Genomic DNA, 12,577 nt, shown 5'->3' on the forward strand with positions numbered 1-12,577 from the left:
CCGCCCAGCGGAGCGCTGTCAGGTGCAATCTCCAACATCGGCCATTGAAAGGAAACAAGATATGTCACGTGCAGTAGGTATCGACCTCGGAACCACCAACTCCGTGGTCTCTGTTCTCGAAGGTGGCGAGCCCACCGTCATCGCCAACGCAGAAGGCGGCCGCACCACGCCGTCCGTCGTTGCATTCTCCAAGTCCGGCGAAGTCCTGGTCGGCGAAATCGCCAAGCGCCAGGCCGTCAACAACATCGACCGCACCATCGCGTCCGTCAAGCGCCACATGGGCACTGACTGGAACGTCGCCGTCGATGACAAGAAGTACACGCCGCAGGAAATCTCCGCGCGTATCCTCATGAAGCTCAAGAACGACGCCGAGAGCTACCTGGGTGAGAAGGTCACCGACGCCGTGATCACCGTTCCGGCTTACTTCAACGACGCCGAGCGCCAGTCCACCAAGGAAGCCGGCGAAATCGCAGGCCTCAACGTCCTCCGCATTGTCAACGAGCCCACCGCGGCTGCACTGGCATACGGCCTGGACAAGGGCAAGGAAGACGAACTCATCCTGGTCTTCGACCTCGGTGGCGGTACCTTCGACGTCTCCCTCCTCGAGGTTGGCAAGGACGAAGACAACTTCTCCACCATCCAGGTCCGCGCAACCGCCGGTGACAACCGTCTCGGTGGCGACGACTGGGACAACCGTGTCGTCGAGTGGCTCCTGAGCCAGCTCAAGGTCAAGGGCATCGACCTCTCCAAGGACAAGATCGCCCTCCAGCGTCTCCGTGAAGCTGCAGAGCAGGCCAAGAAGGAACTGTCCTCCTCCACCAGCACCAACATCTCCCTCCAGTACCTGTCCGTCACCCCCGACGGCCCGGTTCACCTGGACGAGCAGCTGACCCGTGCCAAGTTCCAGGACCTCACCAAGGACCTGCTGGACCGCACCAAGAAGCCGTTCCAGGACGTCATCGCTGAAGCCGGCATCAAGGTTTCCGACATCGACCACATCGTCCTCGTCGGTGGCTCCACCCGTATGCCTGCCGTCTCCGAGCTCGTCAAGGAACTCGCCGGCGGCAAGGAGCCCAACAAGGGTGTCAACCCGGACGAAGTTGTGGCCGTGGGTGCCGCACTCCAGGCCGGCGTGCTGAAGGGCGAGCGCAAGGACGTCCTCCTCATCGACGTCACCCCGCTGTCCCTCGGCATCGAAACCAAGGGTGGCGTCATGACGCACCTCATCGAGCGCAACACTGCTATCCCCACCAAGCGTTCCGAGACCTTCACCACCGCTGACGACAACCAGCCGTCCGTGGCCATCCAGGTCTTCCAGGGCGAGCGTGAATTCACCCGCGACAACAAGCCGCTGGGCACGTTCGAACTGACCGGTATCGCACCGGCACCGCGTGGCGTTCCGCAGGTCGAGGTCACCTTCGACATTGACGCCAACGGCATCGTCCACGTGTCCGCCAAGGACAAGGGCACCGGCAAGGAACAGTCCATGACCATCACCGGTGGCACGGCACTGTCCAAGGACGACATTGACCGCATGGTCCGTGAAGCCGAAGAGCACGCTGCAGAGGACAAGGCCCGCCGCGAGGCTACGGACACCCGTAACTCCGCAGAGCAGCTCGCCTACTCGGTGGACAAGCTGATCGCCGACAACGACGACAAGCTGCCCGAAGAGGTCAAGACCGAGGTCAAGGCCGACGTCGACGCCCTCAAGTCCGCGCTGGAAGGCACCGACGACGCCGCCGTGAAGACTGCGTTCGAGAAGCTTCAGGCATCGCAGACCAAGTTGGGCGAAGCCATCTACTCGCAGGCTGCCGCATCTGACGCTCCGAGTGCCGGTGCAGAAGGTGCTCCTGCCGGCGACAAGGCTGCTGCTGACGAGGACATCGTCGACGCCGAAATCATCGACGAAGACGAAGCGAAGAAGTAGCCATGCCTCACCACGGCAACGAAGCAGAGCACTCAGAAGGCAACGAGCCGCGCAAGCCAGTTATTCGGGACAACCGCAAGGTTGACCCGGAGACCGGCGAAGCACGTCAGCCTGAAAGCGAAGCTGCGGCTCCCACCGAAGGCAACGCCGCTCCCACGGACGGCGACGCCCTCTCCCAGGCTGAGGAAATCCTCAACGGGGTAGAGGTGCCGGCCGAGGAATCGGTAGCCTCCGGTGCCGCGGCCGAAGCCCAGGCAGCGGAGCTCCGCAACGACCTCCTCCGCCTTCAGGCTGAGTACGTCAACTACCGCAAGCGCGTCGAACGCGACCGCGCCGTAGCAGGAGAGATGGCCGTCATCGGCGTCCTGAACTCCCTGCTCCCGGTGCTGGACGACGTCGATGCTGCCCGCCAGCACGGTGACCTCGAAGACGGCCCTTTCGCCGCCATCGCCACCAAGCTGGAGAACGCGCTGAAGACGTACGGACTGGAACGCATCGCGGATACCGGAGTCGAATTCGACCCCACCATCCACGAGGCACTCATCCAGCAGCCCGGCGAAGACATCGAGGTTGACACGGTCAGCCAGGTGCTGCGCTCCGGATACCGCTCAGGTGAGCGTGTCCTGCGTGCAGCCCAGGTCATCGTGGCTGTTCCGGCTTAGTACCCCTCTCGAGATGGCAGTTCGTGACAGTGTTTGAGTAGAACATTGGCGCGAACTGCCATCTCGTTCCCCAAACGAAAGGAAACGCTCTTGGCCAGCCAGGACTGGGTTGAAAAGGATTTTTACGCGATCCTTGGTATTGCCAAGGACGCGTCCGACGCGGATATCAAGAAGGCTTATCGCAAGCTAGCCCGCGAGCATCACCCTGATACGAACTCAGGGAATGCTGCTGCGGAGAAGAAGTTTAAGGACATTTCCGAGGCTTACTCGGTGCTGTCCAATCCTGAGGACCGGCAGCAGTACGATGCCATCCGCGCCATGGGTGGTGCCCGCTTTGCTCCGGGTGCCGGAGCTGGACGAGGTGGTGCCGGGGCTAACGGTGGGTTCGAGGACCTGTTCGGAGGCTTGTTCGGCGGCGGGCCCGGCGCTCGTCAGCCTGCTGGCGGTGGAATACCTCCGGAGTTCGCTGACCTGTTCGGTGGTGGCTTCGGCGGAGCCGGCCAGACCGGGTTCCAGCGTGCACCGCAAAAGGGCGCGGACCGGACGGCCACCACGTCCATTTCGTTTGCCGGCTCCATCAAGGGGACTACGGTCAGCTTGCGTGAGAGCAACGGCAACGTGATCGACGTCAAGATTCCCGCCGGCATCAAGGACGGGCAGAAGGTCCGTCAGCGCGGTAAGGGCAACGTTGGCCCGGCCGGCAATGGCGACCTCATCATCACGGTAAGCGTGAAGCCCCACGACTTTTTCCAGCGAGACGGCGACAACATCCGCATCCACGTGCCCGTCACGTTTGCGGAAGCGGCGCTGGGCGCCACCATTGAAGTGCCAACGCTCGACGGCGACACCGTCAAGGTTCGCGTCCCGGCAGGCACACCATCGGGCCGGACACTTAGGGTCAAAGGCCGGGGTGTGAAAACGTCCAAGGCGACTGGCGACCTGCTGGTGACCATCGACGTCGCGGTTCCCCAAAACCTGAACAAGGAAGCGGAAGAAGCTGTGAAGGCGTTCGCTGCCGCAACTACCGACGCCAACCCACGTCACGACCTGGCCGCAAAGGCCCGGTTGTAAGGAGGCGGTCATGGCCATCGACGTCAACCAGCCGATCTTTGTCATCTCCGTCGCTGCGGAGCTTGCCGACATGCATCCGCAGACGTTGCGCCAGTACGACCGCCTGGGCATCGTCTCGCCCAGTCGCGCGCCCGGTAAGTCCCGTCGTTATTCGCAGAACGACGTCAACAAACTGCGGGAGGTCCAGCGCCTCTCGCAGTCCGGCGTCTCTCTTGAGGGCATCAAGCGCATCCTCGACCTCGAGAACCAGGTGGCAGCGCTGCAATACAGGGTAACGGAACTTCAGGAAGAACTGTCCCGCCGCCGCTCACCACTGGACGCCCGGATTTTCGCTGCGGGAGCCGCGGGCGACGTGGTCAGCCTGGCCCGTGGTCAGCGGCCCAGGGCAAGGTCCCAGGCAGTTGTGGTGTGGCGGCCGCGGCCAGGGGAGAACCTGTAACTCCAGGTCCTACGGCAGGGTCCGGTCCCAGCTCACCACGACGCGGGCAGCACCTTCTTCGGTTCGTTCCACGTTGGTGACGATCTGCGTTTCTCTCGCTCCCATGTCACGGATCTGCTGCTTGTAATCCTCGATGTGCTCCAAGAGCGACTCTTCAGTCCACTCGCCCGGCCGCATCCTTGTTGAGATCTCGACGGGCTCTTCAGGGACCAGGATTTCCGCCGGCTGCGCCACGTGGGGTTGGGAAGCGTCAGTGGGAGACGTTTCCAGACGTGAGGCTCCCTTTGGCTCGTGCCCACGGTTCCGGACCGGCTCGGGCTCTCCTGGAGGCACGAGCATGCGGAAAGCAAAAGCCCCGCCTGCCACCCCCGCTACGAGACCCATGGCAATGAGCCAGATGGCCCGTCCAGATCGCCGTCGCTTGGGCTGTGAGCCGGGAGCGGGCAGGGGACTAGGCTGTGATGCCTTCTTAGCGCTTCGTCGTGCCATGGGGATTTCAACTTTCCAGTCGGCGGTTGGATTTCCGTACTCGTGGTGCGTCAGGAACCCGCCCTTCCATCGTAAGCATGCTTAGGACCGTTGGTAAGTTGTGAAGTCGCACCTGACGGGAATTGCTCCCGATTGCAGCCCACTTTGCCTGTGGCTAGAAGCCGTGAACGGGCAGATAATGAAGGCATGGCACGGCAAGCAGCGCTCGTGCAGATGTTCTGAGCATCGCCGCAGGTTGCGGCCCTGCTCGTGTAGTGAGGAATTCCGATGTCGTTGTCGGATGAAGAACGCAGGAGCTTGGAAGAGCTGGAGCGGGATCTCGCTGCAACGGATCCCGACCTCGCGTTTGAGTTGAAGTCGGGCCGCCCTCGTGGGGCGATAGCCCGTACGATTTCCGGCGCCCTGGCAGTTCTGATCGGTTTTGTCCTGGTCATTGCTGGGATCGTCACCCAGCTGGTGATCCTGGGCGTTGTGGGCTTCCTGCTAGCCAGCGCCGGAGCGTATTGGCTCCTGGCCGGAACCTCGCTGCGGAGACGGATTGAACGGCGCGACGACGACGCGACCCCTTGACGACGACGACCCGGCCCCTTGTGCGCGACGACGACCCGGCCCCTTGTGCGCGACGACGACCCGGCCCCTTAACGGGGCCGGCGTCGCGTCGAGACGTTAAGGCACCGGAGGGACGGGCTGCTGAAGCGGTGCCTCCGGCTGTTTGACCGGCTCCGGTTCGCCCGGTGGCACCATCATGCGCCAGGCAAACACTGCACCCGCACCCATAACAGCGGCAGCCAACGTGGTAAACCATACGGCTCGGCGGGAGCTGCGCTGCGTGGTCTTGCGGCTGAGAGCCTGGGTGGTCCTCTTCACCGCCCTGGCCGCAGTGCGACGGGCTTCCTTGGCTGCCTTCTTGTTCCCGGTCAGCGTGAGCATGACTCCATGTACCACGGACGGGACGTCTGCGTGGTTGATCCGGGTCAGAGCCCACCTCACCACTGCATCCGTCTGCGCGGAAGTGCCCTCTGTTGCATGAGTTACCCACTCACGGGCAAGGTCCTGGGCTGCGGGAATGATGGTTTGCGCTTTATACATGATGAAACCCCTCACGTAGTTAGACGGCGTCGTTGTCAGCCTACGCCGGAGCTGCGGTGACCAACAGATGCCATTGCTTGCCGTTAGTTCCGAACCACCGATGCCAGCTCCACCGATTCCTCCAGCCCGGACCATTGGCCGTTGAGAGTGAGCTCGCCGTGAAGCTCCTGTGCTGCTGCCGTATTGGCGGACACGTCTGCTGCTACATCCAGGACCCGGGTGATTTTCAACCGCAGCTCGCCCGCATCAATGATCGTCACGCCGCTGCCCGATACCGGCGCGGAGGCACTCAAGGCGGGGACGCCGCCGTCGAGCTTTCCGCTGCCTTTCACCGTGACGGTGCTCGGACGGGGCACGGGCTCGCCGTCGACGATCAGTTCTGCCTCTTTCTGGCCGGTCAATATAGCGGTGGCCAGTGCCTTGACGTAGACGGGATCGGCGCACGCGTCGTACACCCAGCGTTTGCCGAGGACTGAGTGGTCCATGGTTCCCACGAGCCACTCCTCAGCACCGGCCAGTTCGTAGCCGCGGTAGCTGAGGGGAACTTGGTAAACGCGTTCGCCGGCAGCGACAACGTGGGTCTCCAGGCCCACCTCGCCCGCGGGATCGTCAAAGCGGTAGGCGCCGATGAGTTCCGGGGAACCGTCCTGGATGAACCAGGGCTGCTTCGGGAGGTAGTCAGCGATGAGTTCGAGCTTGGACGGGGACAGGGTTGCCTTGTGAATGATCGCCATGATCCCCAGCCTAGGGCAGGGAGGGTGAGGCTCCCGAAGAAGACCGAAGCCCGACGGGTTGTCCGGCTTTCCTAGGCGCTCGGCTGGGTTACCAGGGAACCTCGCGCAGCGCCGACCATTCCCTCGACGGCGTGGGCCAGATGGGTGCCGCGATCGTTGACCCCATCCCAGCGGACCAGGGCTTGGGCGTTCAGGCCGTCAACCATGCCCAAAATCTGCCACGCGACGGCGGCGGCATCGGAAACGTTGAATGCTCCCGTCGCGTTTCCGTCCTCCACGACTCCCTGGAAGACCTTCTGCCAGGCGTCCATTTGCTCGCGTACGGATGCGGCTAAGGTTTCGTTGCGGCGTCCCAGTGTCCAAGCTTCAACCCAGATTGCGGTGACGTCGAGCCTGCTGTTGTCCAGGAGCGTTTCAACCAGCAGGCCCAGGCGTTCGGATGGGTTGGGGCGCTGGCTCAGCAAGCCCGCGATTTCTTGCGTTTCCGCCGCCACGATGGTGGCAAAAGTGTTTGAAACCAACGCGTCCATATTGGGCTGGTAATGCGCCACCAGGCCCGAAGCCACACCCACACGGGCGGCAACATTGCGCAAGGTAAGTGCCGTGAGGCCTGCTTCGAGTGCGATCTCGCGGGCGGTCTCGGTGATTTCTGCGGCGCGTTCCGCCGGTGACTTCCGGACTGCGCGCTTCTGTGGAGTGCTTGACATCAAGGACCAGTCTAGATTACCTTTTCACCATTGTTGATCGTATGATCAACAAGAGAATTGCACTGAAGACGAAGGAGTCACCCATGGCTTGGAGAATGCCAGCCGAAACCGCACCGCATGAGCGCACCTGGATGGCGTTTCCCCGCACGGGCCTGACGCTTGGGGACGACGCCGCTTCGGCCGAAGAGTCCTACGCGGCCTGGGCCGCCGTCGCCCACGCGGTTGCCGAGTTCGAGCCGGTCACCATGGTGGTGGACCCCAGCGAGCGCGATCGCGCCGCCCGCATGTTGGGTAGCGGGATCGAGCAGCTCGAGGCACCTCTGGACGAGTTCTGGATGCGCGACGTCGGACCTACCTTTGTGCTGGATGACGAACGTCCCGGCGTGCTTGGGGCAGTGGACTGGATCTTCAACGGCTGGGGCGCGCCGGCGTGGTCCGAGTGGCAGAAGAGTGCCGGGATGGCCCGTGTCGTCGCGGAGAAGTCCGGAGCCGAACTGGTCAGCTCGCTGCTGGTCAACGAAGGCGGTGCCATCCATGTGGACGGCGAAGGAACCGTGCTGGTAACAGAAACCGTGCAGCTGGATCCGGGCAGGAATCCCTATGCGGACAAGGCAGCAGTTGAAGCCGAACTGGCCCGCACCATTGGTGTCACCAAGGTGATTTGGGTTCCGCGCGGACTCACCCGCGATTATGAGGACCTGGGCACTCGCGGCCACATCGACATGGTGGCCACCCTCCCCGCTCCGGGCCGTATCCTGCTGCACTCCCAGGCCAATCCGGAGCACCCGGACTACGAGGTCAGCCGGACCTTGCACTCCTTCCTGGAAACCCAGACCGACGCGGCCGGCAAACCGTTCGAGATTGTGCCGCTGCCTGCCCCGCAAACGCTGCGCGATGAAGATGGCTTTGTGGACTGGAGCTACGTCAATCACCTCGTGGTCAACGGCGGCGTCATCGCCTGCGGTTACGGAGAAGAACGTGCGGACTCGCTCGCGGCAGAAATCCTGGCTGAGGCATACCCTGGCCGGCGCGTTGTCACCATCGACGCACGCCCCATCCTTGCCCGCGGTGGCGGTATCCACTGCATCACCCAGCAGCAGCCGCGTCTGAGCGGCGCACAGTTCGCGGGAGGTGCCGCGTAATGACTCCCTTCGACGTTGTTGAGGCCTCCATCGCGCAGCTGCGCCAGGCACTGGAAGCAGGGGAGGTGACCAGCGAACAGCTCACCCAGGCGTACCTTGACCGCATCGAGGCTTATGACCGCAACGGCATCAAGCTCAACGCACTGGTGGTCATGAATCCCGATGCTTTGGCGGACGCCCGGGCATCTGACGCCCGGCGGGCACAGGGCGCGCTACTCGGACCGCTGGACGGCATCCCGTACACGGCCAAGGACAGCTACTTGGCCAAAGGGCTCACTGCCGCGGCCGGGTCACCCGCCTTTGAGCACTTGGTGGCGCAGCGTGATGCCTTCACCATCGAGCGCCTCCGGGATGCCGGCGCGGTGCTGATCGGCCTGACCAACATGCCGCCCATGGCGAACGGAGGCATGCAGCGCGGCGTCTACGGCCGGGCTGAAAGCCCCTACAACGCAGACTTCCTGACAGCCGCCTTTGGTTCCGGTTCCTCGAACGGTTCAGGCACCGCGACGGCGGCCAGCTTCGCCGCTTTCGGCTTGGGCGAGGAGACCTGGTCGAGTGGTCGCGCACCGGCGTCGAACAATGCTCTGTGCGCGTACACGCCGTCCCGCGGCGTCATCTCGGTGCGCGGCAACTGGCCGTTGGTCCCCACCATGGACGTGGTGGTCCCGCATACGCGCACCATGGCTGACATGTTGGAACTGCTCGACGCGATCGTGGCCGACGACGCAGAAACCCGCGGCGACTTCTGGCGCGCGCAGCCCTGGGTTCAGATTCCCAAGTCGTCCGAGGTTCGCCCGGAGTCTTATGTGGCACTCGCCGTGAAAGGTGCCGACGGCGGACGGTTGGCGTTGCGCGGGAAGCGCTTCGGAGTGCCGCGCATGTACATCAACGCAGATCCAGACGCCGGGACAAGCCCCAAGCCGGGGATCGGCGGGCCGACCGGGCAACGGATCGAGACCCGCGCTTCCGTGATGGAACTGTGGGAAGCCGCGAAGCGCGACCTCGAAGCTGCCGGGGCCGAGGTTGTTTTGGTGGATTTCCCTGTGATCTCAAATTACGAAGGCGACCGCCCGGGCGCACCCACCATCGCCACCCGCGGCCTTGTCAGCCCTGAATATCTGAAGCGCGAAATCGTGGACCTTTCCTCTTGGGCTTGGGACGACTTCCTGCGTGCCAACGGCGATCCCGCGCTCAGCAGCCTTGCCGATGTGGACGGTGCAACGATCTTCCCGCATCCCGAAGGCGCTCTGCCGGACCGGTACGCCGGGTTCGACGACGACATTGCCGAGTACCCCGGACATGTCCGTGAGCATGGAGTGTCCCGATTCACCGAGATCCCCGAATTGGAGAGCGGTGTGCGCGGGCTCGAAGAGACGCGACGCATTGACCTTGAGGACTGGATGGACGGGCTCGAATTGGACGCTGTCCTGTTCCCGGCAGCCGCGGATGTGGGTCCTGCCGACATGGACGTCAACCCTGCGTCAGCAGACCTCGGCTGGCGCAACGGCGTGTGGGTGGCCAACGGTAACCTCGTTCCGAGGCACCTGGGCATCCCGACGGTTACTGTACCGATGGGAACCATGGCGGATATCGGAATGCCCGTGGGCCTCACTTTCGCTGGCCGTGCGTACGATGACACGGCACTTCTAACGCTGGCCGCAGCCTTCGAAGCCACCGGTTCACGGCGTACAGAGCCGCCCCGCACGCCCGCGCTGTAACGGATTCGACGGCGCCCCTACGGGACCCAATGCGTGATGGGGCGTCGGCTCTGATTACAATCAAAGGGACGTCGACCACTGAGGGAACCATGAAGAAACTCACCACTGTCCTGATCGCTGCCGGGCTTATTGCCTCGGCATCCGCCTGTTCCGCTCAGCAACAGCTGACCACCGCGGAAACCTGTGACCGCGTTGGCGTCGCCGCAGCCAGTATTCCGCAGAACCCGAGCCAGACGGCTTCGAACCGCGCAGCCAACGCCATCAGGCCCATCGAGCCGGTGGCGTCGACCGAGATGAAGCCTGTAGTCACAGCCATCCTTGAGTATCTGGATGAGCAGGCAAAGGAAGAGCCGAACGAAGCAAAGATGGGCGAGCTCACGTCGGCCTTCCAGGAAGCTGGCGCCAAGTTCGGCGAGCTCTGCCGCGGCTAATGACGCCCGTGGCCTAGCCGCATTCGCAACACCAAAGGGACCGGTTCATTGAGCCGGTCCCTTTTGCGTCCTCAACGCTCTATCACTTCCCGGCCCTTAAAGCGCACCCCTCTCTCACCTCCCGTCCCTTTGGTGCCAACCGTCTATCACTTCCCGGCGCTTAAAGCGGAACCCTCTATCACTCCTCTGAGGAAAGTGAGAGAGGGCCGCCGGGAAGGGCTCGGGATGTGAGAGAGGGTTGCTTTTGCCCTCACCTTTCAGAGAGGTGTATAGATGTATACAAGTACATTTCACGCGGTAGGCGGAACGTCATGGCAGATCCACAACCACGCAATACAGGAGCGCACGTTGTCTATAGCGTGCTCAAGCGCCAGATCCTCAACCTTGAACTCAAGCCGGGTGAACGCATCTACGAGCCGGCCATGGCCGAAGCCCTGCAGGTTAGTCGTACGCCGCTGAGGGAAGCTATCCGCCGCCTGATTTCCGAGAGCCTGCTCGAGCAGCAACCCACCGGCGGAGTGATGGTCCCGGCGTTGGACGAGAAGGTGATTTCAGAGTTGTACGATGTCCGCGCAGCCTTGGAGTCCCTGATGGCACGGGAAGCGTGCGCCAAGGCGAGCCCGGCAGACCTTGACGAACTACGGGGAATCGTGGCCCGTAACGCTGCAATGGTGGAATTCGCCGACGAAGCCATGAAGTACGGGGTTGCCCTCCACGCCGCGATCGCCAGGATCGCCGGAAACTCCTGGGCTCAGCGCTTTCATGAGCAGATCGCCAGCCAGGTTGAGCGCTATCGATACTTCACCAACAATGCCCCCGAACGTCGTGATGAAGCACTCGCCAATCACCGGCTCTTAGTCGAGGCCATCGCTTCCAAGGACGCCGAGATGGCAGCCAAAGTCGCTTTCGATCATGTCCTTGGCGCACGTGATGAGACCTTGCGCGTCATCTCAAGTACCGGCCTCGTGGTCGAATGATCGGCGAACTTGGACGGCGTTCGTCCACCGCACTGCTGGTCCACTCGGCCCTTATCCAGGCCGTCACCTTCCTGGTCCGGCCGGCCACCACGTACCGCGCCCTTGAGCTGGATGTTCCGGGGTTCGCCCTGGGCCTTCTTGCCGCCAGCTACGCCGTGTTTCCCCTCCTGCTCGCCCTGCCCATCGGCGGACTGGTGGACCGCCTGGGCGAGCGTCGGCTCATGGCGATCGGGGCCGCCGTCGTGCTGGGTTGTTCGGCTTTCCTGTTGTTCTGGGGTACGTCAGTCCCCGCACTCGTGGCGGGAACCGCGCTCCTGGGTGCCGGGCAGTTGGCCTGCGTGGTGGGACAGCAGGCCGTGGTTGCGAACAATGCGGCGTCAACGCGTCTGGACTCCGCTTTTGGTTATCTGACCTTCGCCGCGTCTCTAGGGCAGGCTCTTGGACCGTTGGCCATATCCGTGGTGGGCGGTGCTTCTGTGCGCCCGAACACCAACGCGATCTTCCTGCTCGCGACGGCGATGAGCCTGGTGCTCTTCCTGACCACGTTCGTTATTTCCTCGAAGGTCAGCCGAGGGAGGCGCACCGCCAAGGGAGGACCAAAGGGCAGCGCGGCTGCGCTCCTCAGGACTCCCGGCGTCGTCCGGGCATTGGCCACCAGCGCTACTGTCCTGGCCGTAGTGGACCTGACGGTTGTTTACCTGCCGGCACTGGGCGCCGAACGGGGCCTGACCGCGGCCACCGTGGGCCTGATGCTGACGGTTCGCGCCGTGTTTTCCATGGTTTCCCGGTTGGGGCTGGGCAGCATGTCCCGCAAACTTGGCAGGATGAAACTGCTGGTCCTCAGCTTGGCCATTTCCACGGTATCGCTGGGGGTGGCTGCGATTCCCATGCCTGTGTGGTTGCTGTTCATCGTCATGGCTTTCCTCGGTTTGGGGCTCGGAATCGGCCAACCACTGACCATGTCCTGGCTCTCAGCCCAGGCACCGGAAGGCCAACGCGGACGTGCCCTCGCCTTGCGGTTGGCGGGTAACAGGGTGGGTCAGGTGGTCCTGCCCAGCGTCATCGGTGTCGTGGCGGTGGGCCTTGGTGCCGCAGGTGTGTTCCTGGCATCTGCGGTTGCCGTGGGTGGAACCATGTTGTTGCTGCGTGGTGTCCGGCTGGACGACTAGCTGTTTGAGCTGAGAAGCTCGC

The 12,577-nt window shown here is 63.4% G+C and carries 14 protein-coding genes; 10 read left to right on the forward strand and 4 right to left on the reverse strand.

The window, feature by feature from the left end; all coding sequences use genetic code 11:
• Positions 1 to 61: 61 nt before the first annotated feature.
• From dnaK to M1D89_RS04980, 4 genes are all read left to right on the forward strand, one after another.
• Complete coding sequence (gene dnaK, locus M1D89_RS04965; protein ID WP_498648570.1) at positions 62 to 1,927, forward strand: molecular chaperone DnaK; 1,866 nt, start codon at positions 62 to 64, stop codon at positions 1,925 to 1,927.
• A gap of 2 nt (positions 1,928 to 1,929) precedes the next feature.
• Positions 1,930 to 2,589 (forward strand): nucleotide exchange factor GrpE, encoded by a 660-nt coding sequence (locus M1D89_RS04970; protein ID WP_402935870.1) that lies wholly within the window; start codon positions 1,930 to 1,932, stop codon positions 2,587 to 2,589.
• Positions 2,590 to 2,679: 90 nt separating this feature from the next.
• Positions 2,680 to 3,660 carry a DnaJ C-terminal domain-containing protein gene (locus tag M1D89_RS04975; RefSeq protein ID WP_498648572.1) on the forward strand — a complete coding sequence of 327 codons (981 nt, stop codon included), beginning with the start codon at positions 2,680 to 2,682 and terminating at the stop codon, positions 3,658 to 3,660.
• 10 nt (positions 3,661 to 3,670) lie between these two features.
• Positions 3,671 to 4,099 (forward strand): heat shock protein transcriptional repressor HspR, encoded by a 429-nt coding sequence (locus M1D89_RS04980; protein WP_498648574.1) that lies wholly within the window; start codon positions 3,671 to 3,673, stop codon positions 4,097 to 4,099.
• Between the two features lie 9 nt (positions 4,100 to 4,108).
• Here the strand turns inward: M1D89_RS04980 and M1D89_RS04985 are convergent, their stop codons facing one another.
• On the reverse strand, positions 4,109 to 4,588 hold the full coding sequence (locus tag M1D89_RS04985) for a hypothetical protein (protein WP_498648577.1): 480 nt from the start codon (positions 4,586 to 4,588) through the stop codon (positions 4,109 to 4,111).
• Positions 4,589 to 4,855: 267 nt separating this feature from the next.
• Here M1D89_RS04985 and M1D89_RS04990 point away from each other — a divergent pair, with 267 nt between their 5' ends.
• Complete coding sequence (locus tag M1D89_RS04990; protein ID WP_498648578.1) at positions 4,856 to 5,158, forward strand: DUF3040 domain-containing protein; 303 nt, start codon at positions 4,856 to 4,858, stop codon at positions 5,156 to 5,158.
• A 96-nt stretch (positions 5,159 to 5,254) separates the two neighbouring features.
• On the opposite strand, the gene M1D89_RS04995 is transcribed toward M1D89_RS04990, so the two are convergent.
• The 3 genes from M1D89_RS04995 to M1D89_RS05005 all read right to left on the reverse strand — a co-directional run bounded on the left by M1D89_RS04995 (position 5,255) and on the right by M1D89_RS05005 (position 7,118).
• Positions 5,255 to 5,677 carry a hypothetical protein gene (locus M1D89_RS04995; RefSeq protein ID WP_498648581.1) on the reverse strand — a complete coding sequence of 141 codons (423 nt, stop codon included), beginning with the start codon at positions 5,675 to 5,677 and terminating at the stop codon, positions 5,255 to 5,257.
• Positions 5,678 to 5,760: 83 nt separating this feature from the next.
• Positions 5,761 to 6,411: a CG0192-related protein gene (locus M1D89_RS05000; RefSeq protein ID WP_498648583.1), complete on the reverse strand. Its 651-nt coding sequence runs from the start codon at positions 6,409 to 6,411 to the stop codon at positions 5,761 to 5,763.
• Positions 6,412 to 6,482: 71 nt separating this feature from the next.
• Positions 6,483 to 7,118: a TetR/AcrR family transcriptional regulator gene (locus tag M1D89_RS05005; RefSeq protein ID WP_498648584.1), complete on the reverse strand. Its 636-nt coding sequence runs from the start codon at positions 7,116 to 7,118 to the stop codon at positions 6,483 to 6,485.
• A gap of 83 nt (positions 7,119 to 7,201) precedes the next feature.
• Between M1D89_RS05005 and M1D89_RS05010 the strand changes: the two genes are divergently transcribed.
• From M1D89_RS05010 to M1D89_RS05030, 5 genes are all read left to right on the forward strand, one after another.
• A complete protein-coding gene (locus tag M1D89_RS05010) occupies positions 7,202 to 8,260 on the forward strand; it encodes an agmatine deiminase family protein (protein WP_498648586.1) in 1,059 nt (352 codons plus the stop codon).
• Entirely contained in the window at positions 8,260 to 9,978 is a 1,719-nt protein-coding gene (locus tag M1D89_RS05015) for an amidase (RefSeq protein ID WP_498648587.1), read from the forward strand. Before M1D89_RS05010 ends, M1D89_RS05015 begins: the two co-directional genes overlap by 1 nt.
• A gap of 89 nt (positions 9,979 to 10,067) precedes the next feature.
• The gene (locus tag M1D89_RS05020) at positions 10,068 to 10,409 is read left to right on the forward strand and encodes a hypothetical protein (RefSeq protein ID WP_014922851.1); all 342 of its coding nucleotides are present in this window, start codon (positions 10,068 to 10,070) and stop codon (positions 10,407 to 10,409) included.
• A 311-nt stretch (positions 10,410 to 10,720) separates the two neighbouring features.
• Entirely contained in the window at positions 10,721 to 11,386 is a 666-nt protein-coding gene (locus M1D89_RS05025) for a GntR family transcriptional regulator (protein ID WP_498648589.1), read from the forward strand.
• Complete coding sequence (locus M1D89_RS05030; RefSeq protein WP_498648590.1) at positions 11,383 to 12,555, forward strand: MFS transporter; 1,173 nt, start codon at positions 11,383 to 11,385, stop codon at positions 12,553 to 12,555. The genes M1D89_RS05025 and M1D89_RS05030 overlap by 4 nt, the downstream gene beginning before the upstream one ends.
• The last annotated feature ends 22 nt before the right edge of the window (positions 12,556 to 12,577 follow it).

The sequence above is a fragment of the Arthrobacter sp. D3-18 genome (assembly GCF_054408525.1).

Bases quoted from the DNA above. Each gene is read 5' to 3' on its own strand.
- dnaK (WP_498648570.1), top strand. From the start codon at position 62: ATGTCACGTGCAGTAGGTATCGACCTCGGAACCACCAACTCCGTGGTC.
- M1D89_RS04970 (WP_402935870.1), top strand. From the start codon at position 1,930: ATGCCTCACCACGGCAACGAAGCAGAGCACTCAGAAGGCAACGAGCCG.
- M1D89_RS04980 (WP_498648574.1), top strand. From the start codon at position 3,671: ATGGCCATCGACGTCAACCAGCCGATCTTTGTCATCTCCGTCGCTGCG.
- M1D89_RS04985 (WP_498648577.1), bottom strand. From the start codon at position 4,588: ATGGCACGACGAAGCGCTAAGAAGGCATCACAGCCTAGTCCCCTGCCC.
- M1D89_RS04990 (WP_498648578.1), top strand. From the start codon at position 4,856: ATGTCGTTGTCGGATGAAGAACGCAGGAGCTTGGAAGAGCTGGAGCGG.
- M1D89_RS04995 (WP_498648581.1), bottom strand. From the start codon at position 5,677: ATGTATAAAGCGCAAACCATCATTCCCGCAGCCCAGGACCTTGCCCGT.
- M1D89_RS05000 (WP_498648583.1), bottom strand. From the start codon at position 6,411: ATGGCGATCATTCACAAGGCAACCCTGTCCCCGTCCAAGCTCGAACTC.
- M1D89_RS05005 (WP_498648584.1), bottom strand. From the start codon at position 7,118: ATGTCAAGCACTCCACAGAAGCGCGCAGTCCGGAAGTCACCGGCGGAA.
- M1D89_RS05010 (WP_498648586.1), top strand. From the start codon at position 7,202: ATGGCTTGGAGAATGCCAGCCGAAACCGCACCGCATGAGCGCACCTGG.
- M1D89_RS05015 (WP_498648587.1), top strand. From the start codon at position 8,260: ATGACTCCCTTCGACGTTGTTGAGGCCTCCATCGCGCAGCTGCGCCAG.
- M1D89_RS05020 (WP_014922851.1), top strand. From the start codon at position 10,068: ATGAAGAAACTCACCACTGTCCTGATCGCTGCCGGGCTTATTGCCTCG.
- M1D89_RS05025 (WP_498648589.1), top strand. From the start codon at position 10,721: ATGGCAGATCCACAACCACGCAATACAGGAGCGCACGTTGTCTATAGC.
- M1D89_RS05030 (WP_498648590.1), top strand. From the start codon at position 11,383: ATGATCGGCGAACTTGGACGGCGTTCGTCCACCGCACTGCTGGTCCAC.